Source organism: Streptomyces sp. NBC_01454 (assembly GCF_036227565.1).
Classification (GTDB): Bacteria; Actinomycetota; Actinomycetes; order Streptomycetales; family Streptomycetaceae; genus Streptomyces.
Genome location: NZ_CP109460.1, coordinates 5,627,015 through 5,647,145, shown reverse-complemented (window position 1 = coordinate 5,647,145; position 20,131 = coordinate 5,627,015). Strand labels below are relative to the sequence as shown.

Here is a 20,131-nt window from a genome sequence, read left to right as displayed (position 1 = left end):
TTGAATCTTCGCGCGTAGATACCGATGTGAGGCTCTGTTAGACCTACTGGAGCCGACCCATGGGTCCGCTCATGACAATTTGAGGAGCCGCGCATGCCCCGCCCCACCCGTTTCCGCACCGCCCTCCCGCGCAAGGCGCGCCTCGGTGCCGCGACGGTCGCCGCCCTGGTCACCGGCACCGCCGTGTTCGGCATCGGCCAGGCCTCCGCCGAACACTCCGTGCCGCGCACCGACAAGGAGATCCCCAACCTCACGCAGGTGCAGGACAAGATCAAGGCGTACTACGGCGACACGGTGACGGCGGACGGACAGCACTACGCCTCCCCGCACAGCAACTACGCACGGCAGGTCCGCGGCATCGAGACCAAGGCCCGCGCCTATCTGACCAAGGCTCTCGACCGGCACGGGCGGACCGGCGGCAAGGCGAAGCCGGCCATCGTGCTCGACATCGACGACACGACCCTGCTCACCTACAACTACGAGCTGCAGGTCGGCTTCCACTTCACCCCGGAGAGCCAGGACAAGTACCTCGAAAGCACCGACATGGATCCGGTCTTCGGGATGAACCGGCTCGTCGAGTGGGCACACGACAAGGGCGCCGAGGTCTTCTTCCTCACCGGCCGCAAGGAGGCGCAGCGCGACTGGAGCGTGCGCAACCTGAAGAACGTCGGCTACGGGGTGACGCTGGATCGCCGGCACGTCTACCTGAAGGACACCGAGCACCCGCCGGCCTATCTGCCGTGCGGCGCCACCTGCACGACCGTCGAGTACAAGTCGGGCACCCGCCAGCACATCGAGTCCCTCGGCTACCGCATCGTGGCCAACTTCGGGGACCAGTACAGCGATCTGAGCGGCGGTGCCGGGCAGCGGACCTTCAAGCTGCCGAACCCGATGTACTTCCTGCCGTGACCACGCCTCGGGCCCGCCCGGGCGGGGCGGGCCGGAAGGCGCCCCCGCGGTAGGCGGCCGCGGCGGCCCGCGCCGTGCGCAGGCCGCCGCCGTACGGGCTCAGCGCCCCGCGCGGTCAGCGCCGCTTGGGCAGCGGTACGCGCAAGAGGTCCTGGGCGATGGTCAGTTCGCCGGTGAAGCCCGCCGCGCGGGCCTGCCGCTCGAACTCCGCGGGGTCGGCGTAGCGCTGCGAGAAGTGCGTCAGCACCAGATGCCGCACCCCGGCCCGTGCGGCCACCCCCGCGGCCTGCCCGGCGGTCAGATGGCCGTGTTCCACGGCCAGCTCGGTGTCCTCGTCGAGGAACGTCGACTCGATGACCAGCATGTCGGCCCCCTCGGCGAGCACATGGACGCCCTCGCACAGCCGGGTGTCCATGACGAAGGCGAACCGCTGGCCGCGCCTTTGCTCGCTCACCTCGTCGAGGGTGACGCCCTTCAGCTCGCCGCGCCGCAGCAGCAGCCCGACGTCCGGCCCGCCGATCCCGTGGGCCGCCAGCCGCTCCGGCAGCATCCGGCGGGCGTCCGGCTCCACGAGGCGGTAGCCGTAGGACTCGACCGGATGCGAGAGGCGGTGCGCCTCCAGGACGTACGACGGCGTGCGGTCCAGCTCGCCGTCGGCGCTCACCGGCCGCTGGTCCAGCTGGACCGTCTCCCGGTAGGCGGTGGCGTACCGCAGCCGGTCGAAGAAGCGCTCGCCACTGGCCGGGTAGTGGGCGGTGACCGGATGCGGCACCCGGTCGAGGTTGATCCGCTGGATCACCCCGGCCAGCCCCAGTGAGTGGTCACCGTGGAAGTGGGTGACACAGATCCGGTTCAGGTCATGGGCGGCGACCCCGGCGCGCAGCATCTGCCGCTGGGTTCCCTCTCCGGGGTCGAAGAGCAGCCCCTGACCGTCCCACCGCAGCAGATAGCCGTTGTGGTTGCGGTGCCGGGTGGGGACCTGGCTGGCGGTCCCCAGGATGACCAGTTCGCGTACGGACAAGTCGGCCCCGTCAGACCAGACGCTGCAGGTCGCGGCCGCCCAGCAGATGCGCATGGGCGTGGAAGACGGTCTGGCCGGCGCCGGGGCCGGTGTTGAACACGATGCGGTAGCCGGTCTCGTCGACCTTCTCCGCCTCGGCCACCAGGCCCGCCTGGTGCAGCACGTCGCCGGCGATGGCCGGTTCCGCGGCGGACAGCTCCAGGGCGTTCGCGTAGTGCACCTTGGGGATCACCAGGATGTGCGTCGGGGCCTGGGGGTTGATGTCGCGGAACGCGACGGTGGTCTCGGTCTCCCGGACGATGGTCGCCGGCACCTCCCCCGCCACGATCTTGCAGAACAGGCAATCGGCCTGCGGTTCTCCCGCCACCGGTGGCTCCTCCCAGCTCGTCCCCGTACGCACGGTGCGTACGGCCCTCGGATGCTACCGGGCGCCGCCCACGGGGCGCGGCAAGGGCCGGGGCGGAGCGGAGGGGGGCGGCCCGTGCGGCCACCGGAGGGCGGCACCCCGGGCCCTCCGCGGCGCCCGCCCCGCGGATCACTAAGCTGGGCCCGGACATCGCTTTCGCCCACAACCGGGAGTTTTGCACCATGGCAACCACGCGCACCGCCAAGACCCACTGGGAAGGCAACCTCCTGGAGGGCAAGGGCACCGTCGCCCTGGAGTCCTCCAAGGTCGGCACGTACGACGTGAACTGGCCCGCCCGCGCGGAGCAGCCGGGCGGCGTCACCAGCCCCGAGGAGCTCATCGCGGCGGCCCACTCCTCCTGCTACTCCATGGCCTTCTCGCACGGCCTGGCGGGCAAGGGCTACACCGTCGCGGCCCTCGACACCCAGGCCGACGTCACCTTCCAGCCCGGCGAGGGCATCACCGCCATCGCCCTGACCGTCAAGGCCAGCGTCCCCGGCCTCTCGGAGGAGGAGTTCCAGGCGGCGGCGCAGGACGCCAAGGCCAACTGCCCGGTGAGCCAGGCACTGGCGGGCGTCAAGAACATCACACTGTCGGCCACCCTGGTCTGACCGGGCGCCGGCCCGGGCCGGCGCCCTTCGCGTGAACGGCGGTGCGCCGGCGGGCTGGTGAGGGCCCGCCGGCGCACCGCTGCCCGTTCACGTCCCCAGCGGTCCAGGGCCACGTCAGCCGGGTGCCGGTCGAGGAGGGACGGGGTCACTCGCCGCCCTCCGCCGGCTCGGCGGCAAGACGGCGGGCCTCCCGACGGCCCGCATGGCGTTCCCTGCGGTTGCCGGTCCTGGCCCGGCGGCGGAACACCGCAACGAGCGCGGCTGATCGGCTCGCTCACGCCGGTCGATCGAGGGGGACGCCGTCCGTGGGGAGTCGCGGAGCGACCCGGTCCAGCCCGGTCCAGCCCGGCCTGAGAACGCGGCCCGAGAGCGCGGCCCGAGAGCCCGGTCCTAGCTCCAGCGCCCCGTGCGCCCCAGCAGCAGCGCCGTCGCCGCGGTGCCCGCCGTGGACGTCCGCAGCACGGTCGTGCCCAGGCGGTAGGGCCGGGCGCCGGCCTCGGCGAAGGTGGTGAGCTCCTCGGGGGAGACGCCGCCCTCCGGCCCGACGACGAGCACGATCGAGCCCTTGGCGGGGAGTTCGGCGGTGGCCAGCGGGGCGCTGCCCTCCTCGTGGAGCACGGCAGCGAAGTCCGCGTCGGCGAGCAGGGCGGCCACCTGCCGGGTGGTCAGCGGGTCGGCGACCCGGGGGAAGGTCAGCCGGCGGGACTGCTTGCCCGCCTCACGGGCCGTGGCGCGCCATTTGCCCAGCGCCTTGGCGGCCCGCTCGCCCTTCCACTGGGTGACACAACGCGCCGCCGGCCAGGGCACGATGGCGTCCACGCCGGTCTCGGTCATCGTCTCGACGGCCAGCTCGCCGCGGTCACCCTTGGGGAGCGCCTGGACGACGGTGATCGTGGGCTGCGGCGGGTCCTCGGTGCGCAGCGCGGTGACCGCGACGGTGAGCCGGTCCTTGCCCTCGACGGCGGCGACCGTGCCGTGCGCGCCAGCGCCCTGACCGTCCGTCAGGACGACCTCCTCACCGGCCCGCAGCCGGCGCACCGACACCGCGTGCCGCCCCTCGGGGCCGTCCAGGGTCAGCGTGCCGCCGGCCCGGATGTCCGCGAGCGAATCGACGAGGAAGACGGGCGCGGTCATGAGACGCCGCCGCGGAGGGTCAACGCGGCGCGTGCCGCGTCCAGTTCGGCCATCAGCACCTCCACGAGGCGCCCGGCGGGCAGCTCCCGGGCCAGCCGGTGGCCCTGCCCCGCCCACAGGTTCATCCCCTGGGCGTCGCCCGCCTTGGCAGCGGCCTTGCGGACGGTGGAGGTCAGGTAGTGGACGGCCGGGTAGGCGGCCGGTGCGTACGGGCCGTGCTCACGCATGAAGCGGTTCACCAGCCCGCGGGCCGGGCGCCCGGAGAACGCCCGGGTCAACTCGGTATGGGTGAACAGGGGGTTGGTCAGCGCCTGCTTGTGCAGCGGGTTGGCGCCCGACTCGGGGGTGGCGAGGAAGGCGGTGCCCAGCTGCGCCATGCTCGCCCCGGCGGCCAGCACCGCGGCGAGCTGCCCGCCGCGCATCAGCCCGCCCGCGGCGATCACCGAGATCTGTACGGCCTCGCGGACCTGGCCGAGCAGCGCCAGCAGCCCCAGCCCCGCCCCGGTCCCGTCCGCATGCGGGTCGTCCCGGTGGGTGCCCTGGTGCCCGCCGGCCTCCACGCCCTGCACACACACCGCGTCGGCGCCGGACCACTGGGCGGCCTGCGCCTCGGCGGCGGTGGTGACCGTGACGACCGTGTACGTACCGACCTGCGCGAAGGAGTCGAGGACGGCGCGCGAGGGGCAGCCGAAGGTGAAGGACACCACCGGCACCGGGTCCTCCCGCAGGATCGCCAGCTTGGCCTCGTAGCCGTCGTCGCTGGGGCCCTCGGTGTCGCCGAGTTCGGTCTCGTACCAGGCGGCCTCGCCCGCGAGTTGCTCGCGGTAGACCTCGACGACGGAGCCGTCGGCCAGGGACGGCTGCGGCATGAAGAGGTTGACGCCGAAGGGCCGGTCGGTCAGCGCCCGCAGCTGTTTGATCTCCTGGTACATCCCGTCGGCGGTCTTGTAGCCGGCGGCGAGGAAGCCGAGACCGCCGGCGCCGCAGACGGCGGCGGCCAGTTCGGGCCCGGATCCGCCGCCCGCCATGGGGGCCTGCACGATCGGGTGGCGGCAGAGATCGGTGAGCGCGGTGGGCATGACCTCATCGTGTCACGCCCACCGCCTCGCCCCGCATCGGGGCCACGCTGTCGCGGCTGCCGGGACGAACGCCGTCGGACCCCGGCTCACCTGGGCTATCGCCCGTTGAAGGCGTCCTTCAGACGGGAGAACAGCCCCTGCTGACCGGGCTGGAACTGCCCCGTGGGCCGCTCCTCACCGCGGAGCTTGGCGAGCCGCCGCAGCAGCTCCTCCTGCTCGGGGTCGAGCTTGGACGGCGTCTGCACCTCGACATGGACGATGAGGTCGCCCCGGCCGCCCCCGCGCAGGTGGGTCACCCCGCGCTGGTGCAGCGGGATGGACTGGCCGGACTGGGTGCCGGGCCGGACGTCGATCTCCTCGACCCCGTCCAGCGTCTCCAGCGGGCATTGGGTGCCCAGTGACGCCGCCGTCATCGGGATGGTGACCGTGCAGTGCAGATCGTCGCCGCGCCGCTGGAAGACCGCGTGCGGCAGCTCGTGGATCTCCACGTAGAGGTCGCCGGCGGGGCCGCCGCCGGGGCCGACCTCGCCCTCCCCCGCGAGCTGGATGCGGGTGCCGTTGTCGACACCGGCGGGGATCTTGACGGTCAGGGTGCGGCGGGAGCGGATCCGTCCGTCGCCGGCGCACTCGGGGCACGGTGTCGGCACGACGGTCCCGAAGCCCTGGCACTGCGGGCACGGCCGGGAGGTCATGACCTGGCCGAGGAAGGACCGGGTGACCTGCGAGACCTCACCGCGGCCGCGGCACATGTCACAGGTCTGCGCCGAGGTACCCGGCGCCGCGCCCTCGCCGGTGCACGTCGTGCAGACGATGGCGGTGTCGACCTGGATGTCCTTGGTCGTGCCGAAGGCCGCTTCGTTCAGCTCGACATCGAGGCGGATCATGGCGTCCTGGCCCCGGCGGGTGCGCGAGCGCGGGCCGCGCTGCGACGCGGTGCCGAAGAACGCGTCCATGATGTCGGAGAAGTTGCCGAAGCCCGCGCCGAAGCCGCCCGCGCCCTGGCCGCCGCCGGCCTGCGAGAGGGGGTCGCCGCCGAGGTCGTAGACCTGCTTCTTCTGCGGATCCGACAGGACCTCGTAAGCGGCGTTGATCTCCTTGAACCGCTCCTGGGTCTTCGGGTCGGGGTTCACATCCGGGTGCAGCTCGCGCGCCAGCCGACGGAAGGCCTTCTTGATCTGGTCCTGCGAGGCGTCGCGGCCGACGCCGAGGACCGAGTAGTAGTCCGTGGCCACTTACGACTCCGCGAGGATTTGTCCGACGTAACGTGCCACTGCGCGTACCGCTCCCATCGTTCCGGGGTAGTCCATGCGGGTCGGTCCGACCACGCCGAGTTTGGCGACTGCCTCGTCGCCCGAACCGTAGCCGACCGCGACGACCGATGTGGACGTCAGGCCTTCATGGGCATTCTCATGCCCGATACGTACGGTCATGCCCGAGTCCTTGGCCTCCCCGAGCAGCTTGAGCAGCACCACGTGCTCCTCAAGGGCCTCCAGCACCGGCCGGATGGTCAGTGGAAAATCGTGCCCGAAGCGCGTGAGATTGGCGGTGCCGCCGATCACCAGTCGCTCTTCGGTCTCCTCCACCAAAGTCTCCAGCAACACCGACAGCACTGTCGAGACCGTGCCGCGGTCGTCCTGCTCGAAGGACTCCGGGAGATCCTGCACCAACTGCGGCACATCCGCGAACCTGCGGCCCACGACCCGGCTGTTGAGCCGCGCCCGCAGATCCGCCAGGGACATCTCACCGAACGGCGCCTGGCAGTCGATGAGCCGCTGCTCGACCCGTCCGGTGTCCGTGATCAGTACGAGCATCAGGCGGGCCGGGGCCAGCGCCAGCAGCTCGACGTGCCGGACCGTGGAGCGGGTCAGGGAGGGGTACTGCACGACGGCGACCTGCCGGGTCAGCTGCGCCAGCAGCCGGACCGTGCGGCCGACGACGTCGTCGAGGTCGACGGCGCCGTCCAGGAAATTCTGGATCGCCCGCCGCTCCGGGCTGGACAGCGGCTTGACGCCGGCCAGCTTGTCGACGAACAGGCGATAGCCCTTGTCGGTCGGGATCCGCCCGGCACTTGTGTGCGGCTGGGCGATGAACCCCTCGTCCTCCAGGGCCGCCATGTCGTTGCGGATCGTCGCCGGGGAGACCCCGAGCTGATGGCGCTCCGTGAGTGCCTTGGAGCCGACCGGCTCCTCCGTCCCGACATAGTCCTGGACGATGGCGCGCAGCACTTCGAGCCTGCGTTCACTGAGCATTCCGCGCACCTCCAGTCCGGCCGTCCCGGCGTCTCGATCCTCCTGGCACTCACACGGGCAGAGTGCCAGACCCGGAGCCAGTGTACGGCCGGGTAGCACGGCCACGGCAAGGGCGGCCGCGCGGAGCAACCGCCCGATGCCCGTGTTCGGCCGATCTGCCGGGCAACGCTATCGCGAGGGCGCTAGCGTCTCGGTATGCACACTGCTTGGGAAGAGGCCGGCTGGGAACGGCTCGGTGACGGTGTCACCAGGCGCCGGATGCCGGGGTGGGACGAGACGATCGGGGTGATCGCGGGGACCACCGGCGTCATGATCGTCGACACCGGCGCGACCCTTCGCGACGGCGCGGAGCTGCGCCGGACGATCCGCGGGGTGCTGGGCCGGGACGTGACGCATGTCGCGCTCACCCACCCGCATTTCGATCATGTGCTGGGCACCGCCGCCTTCGCGGGCGTCGAGGTGTTCGGCGCGGCCGGCCTCGGTGATCTGCTGCGCCGCGGCAAGGACGAGCTGCGGCACGACGCGGTACGGCACGGCGTCGACCGGGACGCCGCCGCGGAGGCCGCCGATCTGCTGGTCGCCCCGCACCACCACGTCCACGGCCAGCTGACCGTCGAGCTCGGCGACCGTCAGGTGCTGCTCGCCAACGTCGGTCCCGGGCACACCGCCCACGATCTCGCGGTCCTGGTCCCGGGCCGGCAGGGCGCCCCCGAGATCGTCTTCTGCGGCGATCTGGTCGAGGAGTCCGGTGAGCCGCAGGCGGGCCCGGACGCACTGCCGCAGCAGTGGCCCGGCGCGCTGGACCGGCTGCTGGCCCTCGGCGGCGAGGACGCGGTCTACGTCCCCGGCCACGGCGCCGTGGTGGACGCCGCCTTCGTCCACGCCCAGCGGGACGCCCTGGCGACCCGCTTCGGCGTCGCCCCCGCCTCCTGACCCCTGCCCCGACCGTCCACCGCCCGCCGCCCCCACTTCGCATCCCCCTCCTCGAACAGAACAGGCGCAGAACAGGCCCATGCAGAGCAAGCGCTACAGCCCCGACCTGACCCCGTCCTGGAAGAAGCAGCGCCCCGCCCCGGAGGTACCGGCCGACCCGGATCTGGTCGTCGAGGAGGTCACCACGGGCTTCTGCGGCGCCGTGATCCGCTGCGAGAAGACGGCCGAGGGCCCGACGGTCACCCTGGAGGACCGCTTCGGCAAGCACCGCGTCTTTCCGATGACCCCGCGCGGCTTCCTTCTGGAGGGCAAGGTCGTCACCCTCGTACGCCCCCAGGGCCGCCCGGCGCCGAGCACTCCGGCCCGTACGGCCTCCGGCTCGCTCGCCGTCCCCGGCGCCCGCGCCCGGGTCGCCCGCGCCGGGCGCATCTATGTGGAGGGCCGGCACGACGCCGAACTCGTCGAGCGGGTCTGGGGCGACGACCTGCGCATCGAGGGCGTCGTCGTGGAGTACCTGGAGGGCATCGACGACCTCCCGGCGATCGTCCGCAGCTTCTCCCCCGGGCCGGACGCCCGCCTCGGCGTCCTCGTCGACCACCTCGTCCCCGGCTCGAAGGAGTCCCGGATCGCGGCCGAGGTGACGGGCGCGGACGCCCTGGTCGTCGGCCACCCGTACATCGACGTGTGGGAGGCGGTGAAGCCGTCGTCCGTCGGTATCCCGGCCTGGCCCACCGTCCCGCGCGGGCAGGACTGGAAGACGGGCGTGTGCCGCGCACTGGGCTGGCCGGAGAACACCGGGGCGGCCTGGCAGCACATCCTGTCGCGCGTGCGCTCCTACAAGGACCTGGAGCCGGCGCTGCTGGGAAGGGTTGAGGAACTGATCGACTTCGTCACGGACGGCGGTGCGGCCTGACGTTGGGGAGGATGCCGAACTCGGTGGTGTCCAGGTCGACGTCGAGCAGCCCCAAGGGCACGGATTCGCCGAATTTGCCGATCCGCTGAGTCCGGTAGTCAGCCTCCTCGCCACTGCCGACGGGGTCGGTGAGCAGGACGCATTGCGCCATGACGGGGTCGACGATGAGGTAGGCGGGAATCCCGCCCGCCGCGTAGATGGACCGTTTCACGCCGTAGTCACGGTCGACGCTGTTCTTGGAGACGACCTCGACCAGCATCGTGATCAACTGAGCAGGCAGTAGCCGGCCCGATTCCGGCCCCGCATCGCGCTCCAACACGACGAGGTCGGGCTGGGGCTCACTGGTTTCGCTCAGCAGATCGATGTCCTGGGTCTGGAGACAGTCCCACTTCTGATCCGGGATCTGCCGCAGCACCCTCAGCACGATCCTGTTGTGGACCAGGTCCGGCCCCGCCCTCATCACGATTTCCCCCCGCAGGAGCTCCACCTTGACGTCCTCGGGAACCTCCAGGTTCTCGAAGAACTTCACCATGTTGCTCGTGGTCGGCTCGATATCCCCGTTGCCCGTGGTCGGTCGGTCATCCACAGCGGTCATCTCCGTGGCCCTCCACATCACGCCGCGTGCATTTGGCAGCAGCCTAGGGAGAGCGTAGGCAGGTGGGCAGCGCGCCCACATCGGTTCACTCGTTCGAGGATCAGTCCACCAGATCCCGCACCACCGCGTCAGCCAGCAGCCGTCCCCGGAGTGTCAGGACGGCCCGTCCGCGGCCGTACGGCCCGGCCTCCAGCAGGCCGTCCTCCAGGGCGCGGGCCGCCGCCCGTGCCCCCGCCGGGGCGAGCAGGTCCAGCGGGCAGCCGTCGGCGAGCCGCAGCTCCAGGAGGATGCGTTCGACGCGGCGGTCCTCTGCGGCCAGCAGCTCGCGGCCGGCGCCCGGGGAGCGGCCTTCGGTGAGGGCCTGGGCGTAGCCGCCCGGGTGCTTGACGTTCCACCAGCGGACGCCGCCGACGTGGCTGTGGGCGCCGGGGCCCGCGCCCCACCAGTCGGCACCGGTCCAGTACAGCTCGTTGTGGCGGCAGCGGGCGGCGTCGGTGGTGGCCCAGTTGGAGACCTCGTACCAGCGGAACCCGGCGGCGGTCAGGGCCTCTTCCGCGAGGAGGTAGCGGTCGGCGTGGACGTCGTCGTCGGTCATCGGGACCTCGCCGCGGCGGATCCGGCGGGCCAGCTGGGTGCCCTCCTCGACGATCAGGGCGTAGGCGGAGACATGGTCGGGGCCGGCGCCGAGGGCGGCGTCGAGGGACGCGCGCCAGTCGTCGTCGGTCTCGCCCGGCGTGCCGTAGATCAGATCGAGGTTGACGTGGTCGAAGCCGGCGGCGCGGGCCTCGGCGACGCAGGCCTCGGGGCGCCCGGGGGTGTGCGTACGGTCGAGGATCTTGAGGACGTGCTGCCGGGCGCTCTGCATGCCGAAGGAGACGCGGTTGAAGCCGCCCGCGCGCAGTGCGGCGAGGTAGCGGGGGTCGACGGACTCCGGGTTGGCCTCGGTGGTGATCTCGGCGCCGGGCGCCAGGCCGAACTCCTCGCGGATCGCCGCCAGCATCCGGACGAGGTCGGCGGCGGGCAGCAGGGTCGGGGTGCCGCCGCCGACGAAGACCGTCTCGACCGGGCGGGGGTCGTCGCCGAGCACCTTGCGGGCCAGCCGGATCTCCGCCACGACGGTGTCGGCGTAGTTGTCGCGCGAGGCCAGGGCGCCGCCGGAGCCGCGCAGCTCGCTCGCGGTGTAGGTGTTGAAGTCGCAGTAGCCGCAGCGGGTGGCGCAGTACGGCACGTGCAGGTAGAAGCCGAGGGGCCGCCCGGCCGCCCCCGCCAGCGCATGACCGGGCAGCGCCCCGTCCTCGGGCATGGGCTCACCATCAGGCAGTGCGGAAGGCATGGCATCCATTGTCCGTCATGCCGCGACCGGACCCGCTCCCGCGGTTACGGCGCCCCGCTCCCCGCCGCCTGGAGGACCAGCAGGGCCAGGTCGTCGTCCGGCGGGGTGGGGCCGAAGGCGTGGACGGTGGTGCGGATGTGCTCGGCGAGGGCGGTGGCGTCCAGGCCGGCGCCGGACTGGAGGGTGGTGGCCAGGCCGTCCTCGTCGTCGAAGAGCCGGCGGCCCGAGCGCCGCTCGGTCACCCCGTCGGTGACGCACAGCAGGGTCTCCCCGGGGCGGAGGTCGAACGATTCGCTGACGTAGGACGCGTCCTCGACCACCCCCAGCAGCATCTGCGGTGCCGCGACACAGCGGACCGCACCGTCCGTGCCCAGCACCAGCGGCAGCGGATGGCCGGCGCTGGCGAGGGTGCAGCGGGCGCCCCGGGAGCCGCGGGAGTCGCCGGGGTAGGGGACGATCTCCCCGTAGAGCAGGGACAGGAAGCGGGCCTGTTCGCCCTCCTCGCGGATCTCGACGGGCGCCTCGGCCCCGGCACCGGCCGCCGCCACCGCGGCCGCGACCGCCGCGACCGAGTCCGCGGCCTCCCGCGCCATGGTCTTGTTGAGCCGGTCGAGCACCGCCGCGACCCCGAAGCCGTCGCGGGCCAGCAGCCGCAGCACCGGCCGGGCGAGCCCCGTCACCGCGGCCGCCTCGGGGCCACTGCCGCAGACGTCGCCGAGGGCGAAGCACCAGCGGCCGTCCCCGGCGTCGAAGAGGTCCCAGAAGTCGCCGCCCGCCCAGGCGCCCTCACGCGGCTCGTAGACCACCGCCGACTGCACACCGGGCACCTGCGCCCGGCCGCGGGGCAGCAGCCGGCGCTGCAGGACCTGGCTGATGCGCTCCTGGCGGCTGTAGGCGCGGGCGGTGGCGACGGCGCGGGCGACCCGGCGGGCGAGGTCCTCGATCAGGGCGACCACGGCACCGGGGAAGCCCAGCAGTCCGCCGCGGCCGAGCAGCAGGGTGCCCAGCCGGCGGCCGCCGGCGACCAGCGGACAGGCCAGCGCGGCGCCGCCGGGCCCGTCGGGCTCGTCGTCACCGCCCGGTCCCTGCGGCCAGGGCCAGGCGGCCGGGACGGGGGCGCTGCCGGACGGGCCGCTGCCCGGAAGGTCCGGCGGCTGCTTCTCCAGCGCGGTACGCAGCGGGTCGATATGGCTCTCGCAGGTGTGCCAGACGCCGGCGAGGCGCTGCTCCTCACCGGCCGGTGCGATGCCCCGGCCGGGCGCCCCGCCGTCGCCGTCGTAGAGCCACACGGCACACCACTCGGCGAGCCGCGGCACGATCAACTGGGCGGCGAGCGCGGCGACCTGGTCCGCGTCGAGCTGGCCGGAGAGCAGATCGGAGGCCTCGGCGAGGAAGGACAGGGCGCCGTTGTCGGCCCCGCCCGCCTCGCGTTCCGGCCGGACGGCCCGGCGCGGCGCCGGGGCGAGGAGCTCGGCCGCCCGCAGCTCGCGCTGGAGCAGCCGGTCGTCGAAGGCGCGCTCCGGCTCCAGCCGCCCGGCGTCGTCCGGGGCCCCCATGGGCAGCCGGAACCATACGGTCTTCATGGCCCGGCGGTAGGTGATGCCCCAGGATTCGGCGACCGCGCTGATCAGCTGGAGGCCGTGGCCACTGGTTTCGGAGGCGGCGCTGTCGTCGCGGGCGCGGATCGGCTGCGTGGGGTGGTGATCGGAGACCTCGATGAGGATGCCGGGGCCCCAGGCGCCCTCGGGGCCCGCGCCGGGGGTGCCCTCCGCGTACGGCGCCGCGTACGGATCTCCGTGGCGGCCACCGTACGGCTCCGTGCCGGGCCGCGGCCCGTCCGGCGACTCCAGCCGGCAGCGCAGCTCGACGGCGGTGCCGGCGTGGACCACCGCGTTGGTCACCAGCTCGCTGACCAGCAGCTCCGCCTCGTCCGCGAGCCGGCCGGTCAGCCGGTGGGCGCCGGGGAGCTCCTGGCCCGCCCATTCGACGAATGCGGACCGCACCAGCCGCCGGGCGGCGGCAGCGGCCCGCGGATCACCGGGCAGGCTGGCCCGCAGGGAACGGGCCGCGGGGCCGCCGCCGGACCCGCCGGTCATCGTCGTGCGCGCCGCCGTGACGTCGTCGTCCCGTGGAGACGAAGTTGTCGTCCTCATTGAGCAACTCCCGAGCAGCTCCGCTACAGCGCCGGATGCGCCAACAACAGAGTGACAGAACGAGCGCAGTCATAAGCACTGAGTCACACAACTGGGTGGTCCGAGGGGTCAATTCGGCTGACGCGCCGAGGGAGTTGGCCGACGCGCGGAGCGGGGCCCGAAAGGGCTGTCCGGAGAGGGCCGGCGACCTTGCGATTCCCGCCCGTACCCGCCGCCGCCCGGCGGGTACGGGCAGCGGCGGCCGGCCCGGCCTCAGGGGCGCCGCGCCGTGCGGCTACGCCTCGCGCGACCCGGCGTACATCTCGTCGAGCAGGTCCTTGAACACCCGCTCCACCACCGGCCGCTTGATCTTGAGGCTGGGGGTCACCTCGCCGTGCTCGATGTCCAGGTCACGCGGCAGCAGCCGGAACTTGCGGATCTGCTGCCAGCGCTGCAGCCCCTCGTTGACCCGCTCGACATAGCCGTCGACCAGCTCGCGGACCCGGTCGGTGGCGACGACCTCGGCGTAGCTCTTGCCGGCCAGACCGTGCTCCGCGGCCCAGGTCATGATCGTCGGCTCGTCGAGGGCGATCAGCGCCGTGCAGAAGTTCCGGTTGGCGCCGTGCACCAGCACATTGGAGACGAACGGGCAGACCGCCTTGAACTGGCCCTCCACCTCGGCCGGCGCGATGTACTTCCCGCCCGAGGTCTTGATCAGGTCCTTCTTGCGGTCGGTGATCCGCAGATAGCCGTCCGGGGAGAGCTCGCCGATGTCGCCGGTGTGGAACCAGCCGTCCTCCTCCAGGACCTCGGCGGTCTTGTCCGGCAGGCCGTGGTAGCCCTGCATGATGCCGGGGCCGCGCAGCAGGATCTCGCCGTCCTCGGCGATCCGCACCTCGGTGCCGGGCAGCGGCTTGCCGACCGTGCCGGTGCGGTAGGCCTCGCCGGGGTTGATGAAGCTGGCGGCGCTGGACTCCGTCAGGCCGTAGCCCTCCAGGATGTGGATGCCAGCGCCGGAGAAGAAGTAGCCGATCTCCGGCGAGAGCGCGGCCGAGCCGGAGACCGCGGCACGCAGCCGGCCGCCGAAGGCCTCCCGCAGCTTGGCGTAGACGAGCGCATCGGCGATCTTGTGCTTGGCGCCGAGGGCGAAGGGCACCGAGGCGTTGCCCGTGCGGCGGAAGTTGTCCTGCGAGACCTTGGCGTACTCGCGGGCCACCTCTGCCGCCCACTGGAAGATCTTGTACTTGGCGCCGCCGCCCTGCCGGGCCTTGGCCGCGACACCGTTGTAGACCTTCTCGAAGATCCGCGGGACGGCCGCCATGTACGTGGGCCGGACCACCGGAAGATTGTCAATGATCTTGTCGACCCGGCCGTCGACGGCGATCACCTGGCCGGTCGCGATCTGCCCGGCGGTGAGCACCTTGCCGAAGACATGCGCCAGCGGCAGCCAGAGGTACTGCACATCGTCCTCGGCGACCAGCCCCGTCGACTGGATCGCGCGGGCCATGTACGACCAGCAGTCGTGCGGCAGTCGCACACCCTTCGGACGGCCGGTGGTACCGGAGGTGTAGATGAGCGTCGCCAGCTGGTCGGCGCGCAGCGCGGCGACCCGCTCCTTGACGCACTCCGGGTGGCTCTCCAGATGGGCGGTGCCGCGCTTCTCCAGCTCGGCGAGGGTGAGCACCCAGCCCTCGGGGTCCTCCGCCGCGGGCTGGACGCCCGTGTCGTCGATGACGATCACATGCGCCAGCTCGGGCAGCTCCGCACGCCGTTCGCGGGCCTTGGCGAGCTGTCCGGCGTCCTCCGCGATCAGCACCCGGCTGCCGGAGTCGGACAGGATGTAGGCGGTCTCCTCGGCGTTGGTACTGGGGTAGACCGTGGTGGTGGCGGCGCCGGAGCACAGCACACCGAGGTCGGCGAGGATCCATTCGACCCGGGTGCTGGCGGCCAGCGCCACCCGCTCCTCGGGCCGCACCCCCAGGGCGATGAGCCCGGCGGCGACGGCGTAGACGCGGTCGGCGGCCTGGGCCCAGCTGAGCACCTTCCAGTCGTCCGCCCCCTGTCCCGAGGCGGACGGGGCCGGATAGCGATAGGCCTCGATGTCGGGCGTGGCCGCGACCCGTTCCAGGAAGAGGTGCGCCACCGAGGGCGGCCGGTTTTCGATCAGCGTGTGGGTGTCCGTCACGGCGTCCTCCGGGGCCCGCTTCGTTGCTGGTGACTCGCGAGTAACCTTGAGCGTGATCAGAGTAGAGCGCGAGGCGCCGACGCGTAAGGGGCTGTGGACGACAGGTTCACGATGTGACCGGCGCAATAGGTGTACGTAGCAGCCGCAATGCCCGAAAGTACGTCGTGGCGGCCCCGCACCGCACCCACCTGGCAGAACGGATCACACCGCCTCCACAGCGGTGCTCCACAACCCTTCCACATTCCCTCCGGAATTCCTCCCGGGTTTCCCTTCGTCGTGCAGCCGCAAAGCCGTCAGGGCGCCGGCCCCCGAGGAGGCCGGCGCCCTGACGCACCGCCGCGCGCGGCCGCTTCCGGCCGGGCGCCAGGCCCTACTTCTTCGCCTTCGCGTCGCCGTCGGAGTCCGAGGACAGCACCGCGATGAAGGCCTCCTGCGGGACCTCCACGCTGCCGACCATCTTCATCCGCTTCTTGCCTTCCTTCTGCTTCTCCAGCAGCTTCCGCTTACGGGAGATGTCACCGCCGTAGCACTTGGCGAGGACGTCCTTGCGGATGGCGCGGACCGTCTCACGGGCGATGACCCGGCTGCCGATGGCGGCCTGGATCGGCACCTCGAAGCTCTGCCGCGGAATCAGCTCCCGCAGCTTGGCGACCAGCCGGACACCGTAGGCGTAGGCCTTGTCCTTGTGGCAGATCGCGGAGAACGCGTCGACCTTGTCGCCGTGCAGCAGGATGTCGACCTTGACCAGGTCGGCGGACTGCTCACCGGTGGGCTCGTAGTCCAGCGAGGCGTAACCGCGCGTCTTGGACTTCAGCTGGTCGAAGAAGTCGAAGACGACCTCGGCGAGCGGAAGGGTGTAGCGGATCTCGACCCGGTCCTCGGAGAGGTAGTCCATGCCGAGGAGGTTGCCGCGGCGGGTCTGGCACAGCTCCATGATCGCGCCGATGAACTCGCTCGGCGCCAGGATCGTGGCCCGGACGACCGGCTCGTGCACCTTGTCGATCTTGCCCGTGGGGAACTCGCTCGGGTTGGTGACCTCGTGCTCGACCCCGTCCTCCATCTCCACGCGGTAGACCACGTTGGGGGCGGTGGCGATGAGATCGAGGCCGAACTCGCGCTCCAGGCGCTCGCGGATGACCTCCAGGTGCAGCAGGCCCAGGAAGCCGACGCGGAAGCCGAAGCCGAGGGCCGCGGAGGTCTCCGGTTCGTAGACCAGCGCGGCGTCGTTGAGCTGAAGCTTGTCCAGCGCGTCGCGCAGCTCGGGGTAGTCCGAGCCGTCCAGCGGATACAGCCCCGAGAACACCATCGGCTTGGGGTCCTTGTAGCCGCCCAGCGGCTCCGTGGCCCCCTTGGTGAGCTGGGTGATCGTGTCACCCACCTTGGACTGCCGGACGTCCTTCACCCCGGTGATCAGATAGCCCACCTCGCCGACGGACAGGCCGTCGGCAGCCTTCATCTCCGGGGAGTTGGTGCCGATCTCCAGCAGCTCGTGCGCGGCACCGGTGGACATCATCCGGATGCGCTCGCGCTTGCTGAGCGTGCCGTCGACGACCTTCACGTACGTCACGACGCCCCGGTAGGCGTCGTAGACCGAGTCGAAGATCATCGCGCGGGCGGGGGCATCCTTGACGCCGACCGGGGCCGGCACCTCACGGACGACCTTGTTCAGCAGCTCGGGCACGCCGACGCCGGTCTTGGCGGAGACCTTCAGCACGTCCTCGGGGTCGCAGCCGACCAGGTTGGCCAGCTCGGCGGCGAACTTCTCGGGCTGCGCGGCCGGCAGGTCGATCTTGTTGAGGACGGGGATGATCGTGAGCTCGTGCTCCATCGCCAGGTAGAGGTTGGCGAGTGTCTGGGCCTCGATGCCCTGAGCGGCGTCGACGAGGAGGACGCAGCCCTCGCACGCGGCGAGCGAGCGGGACACCTCATAGGTGAAGTCGACGTGGCCCGGGGTGTCGATCATGTTGAGGATGTGGGTCGTGCCACTGCCCTCTTCCCCCTCGGAAGGGTCCCAGGGCAGCCGGACCGCTTGGGACTTGATCGTGATGCCGCGCTCGCGCTCGATGTCCATGCGGTCGAGGTACTGCGCGCGCATCTGCCGCTGGTCGACGACACCGGTGAGCTGGAGCATCCGGTCGGCGAGCGTCGACTTGCCGTGGTCGATGTGCGCGATGATGCAGAAGTTACGGAGGAGGGCCGGATCGGTACGGCTCGGCTCCGGCACGTTCGTAGGGGTCGCGGGCACGCAGGGTCCATTCAGTGAACGCGGGTAGGCGGGACTCGGGTATGTGACGTCTCCCCCATGGTCCCATGCGCGACGGCCTCGGTCCGGTTTGGGCGGGCCGGGGGGTGATCGTGGGCTTCCGGGAGGGTGCGGCGGGGTGGGAGGGGAGCCGCTTGAGGGCGGGGCGTTTCGGGGGACGGGGCCTCTACGGTGGGGGCAGGCTGCGAGGGCCGGCCCGGTTCGCTCGAGCGGCTCCGGGAGGGGCCGGGCGGGCCGGCTGGACGGCGGCTCCGGCCCGGTTTGGGAGGCCGTAGACCCTGCTGGTAGCCTGGTCCACTGCGCTTCGTGCCCTCTCTCGTACGTGGCGCAACTCGAAACTCCAACGAACCTGAAAAGGCTCTTTCGTGGCGAACATCAAGTCCCAGATGAAGCGGATCAAGACCAACGAGAAGGCTCGTCAGCGCAACAAGGCTGTCAAGTCCACTCTGAAGACCGCGATCCGTCGCACCCGCGAGGCCGTGGAGGCCGGTGACCTGCAGAAGGCCACCACCGCCCAGTCCGAGGCTGCCAAGAAGCTCGACAAGGCCGTCAGCAAGGGTGTCATCCACAAGAACGCCGCCGCCAACAAGAAGTCGGCGCTGGCCAAGAAGGTCGCGTCCCTCAAGGGCTGACCTTCCCTTCCGGGCGAAGCTCACCAGGCCGACCAGGCCTGATCTTCGTCCACCAGCAGCATCTCTGCAGTACCCCTGCCGACAGGGATCCAGCGGCCCCTCTCTCCGCTCCCTGACCGGTGCACCACCGCGCCGCACACGGCCTGCGTTCGCCACGCGGGTGCGGCGCACCCGGCTCGCCCGGCGTCCACCGCCGACGAAGCCATGACAGCTTGATACGAAAGCCCCGCCTTTCCCTTCCCCAGGGATGAGGTGGGGCTTTTGTCATGGGGATGAGGTGGCGGGGGCATGGTGAGCGGGGAAAGCATGGTGAGGGATTCTCTGTGGGGGCAAGGGATTCTCTCTGGTGGCATGCGTGCGGGGGATTCGCGTGAGGGATTTGGTGTATGACACCCGCCGTGGGGTTCCCGGTATTGCGGCGCTCTTACGTCCGGCGCATCTGATCTATCCGACGCATCTGATGCAGATGACGCATCCGGTATCTCTGGCGTATCTGATGTATCTGATGTATCCATTGCACCATTGCATCCCGGATATCTGGACGGTGGTGGTCGTGCGGATTGGCGGGCGGAGAGGGCGCGCCGCCGAAATTCGTCGACTCGCCTACGACCGGGAAAATCAGGTCCGCAGCGCCGGGTCCGTTTTCGGTGATGTCCGCTAATCTTCGGCCATGTCCATATCGGGGGAACAAAGCAATCCCTACGCCCAGCCTCAGCCCCACCCCTACGGTCCCGTGCCCGCGCCACAGAATTCGGCAGCCCCGCAGCAGAATCCGTACGCACCACAGCCTCCGCAGCAGGTGCCACAAGGGCCGGGCGGGGGATACGGATATCCGGCGGTCGGCATGCCCTCTCCTCCCCCGGGGCCGCCCGGCATGTCCACAGGGCTGCCCGGCGCTCGTGAAGGTACGGGCCGCGCCAACGCCGGCTGGCTCTGGGCGATCGGCGGTGCCGTCGCCGCCTCCGCGATCTGGGCGTCCCTACTGTTCGCCACCGGCAGCTTTTCCGGCGGGGCCGACCCCGACCTCGCGGGGTACGGCTACACCAGCGATCTGTGTGCGAAAACCTCGCTGACCCCGTTCGAGAACGCCCACTTCACCATCAAGGCGAGCACGTCCGCCAAGGACGCCAACCCGCAGCACAACGGTGCCCAGCAGGACACCATCGACACCATGTCGTGCAACGTCTCACTGGAGCCACAGAACGCCGCCGGTTCCGACTACTCCTCGACCTGGATGGACAACACCGTCACGCTGCACAAAAAGACCGACCCGGCACCGGAGTTCGCCGACAGCTACCGCTCGTACGAGAAACAGGAGACGTCGACCCGCTATACGGTCGAGGCCGTGCCGGGCATCGCCGACGAGGCCTATCTCGTGACACGGCAGGACGAGGGCAGCACAAGCAACAGCTCGTATGTGATCCTCGCCGTCCGGGACGGCTGGATGACATTTCAGTCGACGTGGTCGAGCTATGTGTCAAGCAGCGGCACGGCCAAGCAGCCGACCCCCGCCGAGGTGGCGACGATGCTGAAGACCAGCGCGACGGAGACGCTCAAGCGGCTACAGGGCACGCGGTCGCGCTAGGGGTCCCGAGATGGGGCCGCTATGGGGCCTGAGCGGTGGGCGATAGAGGACCGACCAGGACCCGGCCGACGGCGGCACAGCGACTCCTCGGGTGCCGCCCTTAGCCGCCCGTGCCGTACCACCACCCGGCCGTAACCCCGCAGCGCCACGG

At 71.4% G+C, this 20,131-nt stretch carries 18 protein-coding genes; 7 read left to right on the top strand and 11 right to left on the bottom strand.

Going from position 1 to position 20,131, the window contains the following annotated elements; genetic code table 11:
• The first annotated feature begins 93 nt into the window (after positions 1–93).
• Positions 94–909 (top strand): HAD family acid phosphatase, encoded by an 816-nt coding sequence (locus OIU81_RS25040; RefSeq protein ID WP_329151391.1) that lies wholly within the window; start codon positions 94–96, stop codon positions 907–909.
• 115 nt (positions 910–1,024) lie between these two features.
• Here the strand turns inward: OIU81_RS25040 and OIU81_RS25035 are convergent, their stop codons facing one another.
• Both OIU81_RS25035 and OIU81_RS25030 read right to left on the bottom strand, forming a co-directional pair.
• Positions 1,025–1,930 (bottom strand): ribonuclease Z, encoded by a 906-nt coding sequence (locus tag OIU81_RS25035; RefSeq protein ID WP_329151390.1) that lies wholly within the window; start codon positions 1,928–1,930, stop codon positions 1,025–1,027.
• Positions 1,931–1,940: 10 nt separating this feature from the next.
• Positions 1,941–2,297, bottom strand: coding sequence for a histidine triad nucleotide-binding protein (locus OIU81_RS25030; protein ID WP_329151389.1), 357 nt, complete (start codon positions 2,295–2,297; stop codon positions 1,941–1,943).
• 221 nt (positions 2,298–2,518) lie between these two features.
• Here OIU81_RS25030 and OIU81_RS25025 point away from each other — a divergent pair, with 221 nt between their 5' ends.
• A complete protein-coding gene (locus OIU81_RS25025) occupies positions 2,519–2,947 on the top strand; it encodes an OsmC family protein (protein ID WP_329151388.1) in 429 nt (142 codons plus the stop codon).
• A 390-nt stretch (positions 2,948–3,337) separates the two neighbouring features.
• Here OIU81_RS25025 and OIU81_RS25020 read toward each other — a convergent pair whose 3' ends face one another.
• The 4 genes from OIU81_RS25020 to hrcA all read right to left on the bottom strand — a co-directional run bounded on the left by OIU81_RS25020 (position 3,338) and on the right by hrcA (position 7,409).
• Positions 3,338–4,081: a 16S rRNA (uracil(1498)-N(3))-methyltransferase gene (locus tag OIU81_RS25020; protein ID WP_329151387.1), complete on the bottom strand. Its 744-nt coding sequence runs from the start codon at positions 4,079–4,081 to the stop codon at positions 3,338–3,340.
• On the bottom strand, positions 4,078–5,160 hold the full coding sequence (locus OIU81_RS25015; protein WP_329151386.1) for a nitronate monooxygenase: 1,083 nt from the start codon (positions 5,158–5,160) through the stop codon (positions 4,078–4,080). Before OIU81_RS25015 ends, OIU81_RS25020 begins: the two co-directional genes overlap by 4 nt.
• 95 nt (positions 5,161–5,255) lie before the next feature.
• Positions 5,256–6,392, bottom strand: coding sequence for a molecular chaperone DnaJ (gene dnaJ, locus OIU81_RS25010; RefSeq protein ID WP_329151385.1), 1,137 nt, complete (start codon positions 6,390–6,392; stop codon positions 5,256–5,258).
• Positions 6,393–7,409 carry a heat-inducible transcriptional repressor HrcA gene (hrcA, locus tag OIU81_RS25005; RefSeq protein ID WP_006605685.1) on the bottom strand — a complete coding sequence of 339 codons (1,017 nt, stop codon included), beginning with the start codon at positions 7,407–7,409 and terminating at the stop codon, positions 6,393–6,395.
• Positions 7,410–7,604: 195 nt separating this feature from the next.
• Here hrcA and OIU81_RS25000 point away from each other — a divergent pair, with 195 nt between their 5' ends.
• A complete protein-coding gene (locus OIU81_RS25000; RefSeq protein ID WP_329151384.1) occupies positions 7,605–8,342 on the top strand; it encodes an MBL fold metallo-hydrolase in 738 nt (245 codons plus the stop codon).
• Between the two features lie 79 nt (positions 8,343–8,421).
• The gene (locus OIU81_RS24995) at positions 8,422–9,255 is read left to right on the top strand and encodes a DUF3097 domain-containing protein (RefSeq protein ID WP_329151383.1); all 834 of its coding nucleotides are present in this window, start codon (positions 8,422–8,424) and stop codon (positions 9,253–9,255) included.
• Here OIU81_RS24995 and OIU81_RS24990 read toward each other — a convergent pair.
• From OIU81_RS24990 to lepA, 5 genes are all read right to left on the bottom strand, one after another.
• Positions 9,233–9,850, bottom strand: coding sequence for a Uma2 family endonuclease (locus tag OIU81_RS24990; protein ID WP_329151382.1), 618 nt, complete (start codon positions 9,848–9,850; stop codon positions 9,233–9,235). The genes OIU81_RS24995 and OIU81_RS24990 overlap by 23 nt on opposite strands.
• Before the next feature lie 100 nt (positions 9,851–9,950).
• On the bottom strand, positions 9,951–11,183 hold the full coding sequence (hemW, locus tag OIU81_RS24985) for a radical SAM family heme chaperone HemW (RefSeq protein ID WP_329151381.1): 1,233 nt from the start codon (positions 11,181–11,183) through the stop codon (positions 9,951–9,953).
• A gap of 44 nt (positions 11,184–11,227) precedes the next feature.
• The gene (locus tag OIU81_RS24980) at positions 11,228–13,336 is read right to left on the bottom strand and encodes a SpoIIE family protein phosphatase (RefSeq protein ID WP_443074040.1); all 2,109 of its coding nucleotides are present in this window, start codon (positions 13,334–13,336) and stop codon (positions 11,228–11,230) included.
• Positions 13,337–13,610: 274 nt separating this feature from the next.
• Positions 13,611–15,500, bottom strand: coding sequence for an AMP-dependent synthetase/ligase (locus OIU81_RS24975; RefSeq protein ID WP_329151380.1), 1,890 nt, complete (start codon positions 15,498–15,500; stop codon positions 13,611–13,613).
• Positions 15,501–15,870: 370 nt separating this feature from the next.
• Positions 15,871–17,745 (bottom strand): translation elongation factor 4, encoded by a 1,875-nt coding sequence (gene lepA / locus OIU81_RS24970; RefSeq protein ID WP_329151379.1) that lies wholly within the window; start codon positions 17,743–17,745, stop codon positions 15,871–15,873.
• Between the two features lie 383 nt (positions 17,746–18,128).
• Here lepA and rpsT point away from each other — a divergent pair, with 383 nt between their 5' ends.
• From rpsT to OIU81_RS24955, 3 genes are all read left to right on the top strand, one after another.
• Positions 18,129–18,395 carry a 30S ribosomal protein S20 gene (gene rpsT / locus OIU81_RS24965; RefSeq protein WP_329151378.1) on the top strand — a complete coding sequence of 89 codons (267 nt, stop codon included), beginning with the start codon at positions 18,129–18,131 and terminating at the stop codon, positions 18,393–18,395.
• A 382-nt stretch (positions 18,396–18,777) separates the two neighbouring features.
• Positions 18,778–19,056: a hypothetical protein gene (locus tag OIU81_RS24960; protein WP_329151377.1), complete on the top strand. Its 279-nt coding sequence runs from the start codon at positions 18,778–18,780 to the stop codon at positions 19,054–19,056.
• A gap of 213 nt (positions 19,057–19,269) precedes the next feature.
• Positions 19,270–19,980: a hypothetical protein gene (locus tag OIU81_RS24955; RefSeq protein ID WP_329151376.1), complete on the top strand. Its 711-nt coding sequence runs from the start codon at positions 19,270–19,272 to the stop codon at positions 19,978–19,980.
• The last annotated feature ends 151 nt before the right edge of the window (positions 19,981–20,131 follow it).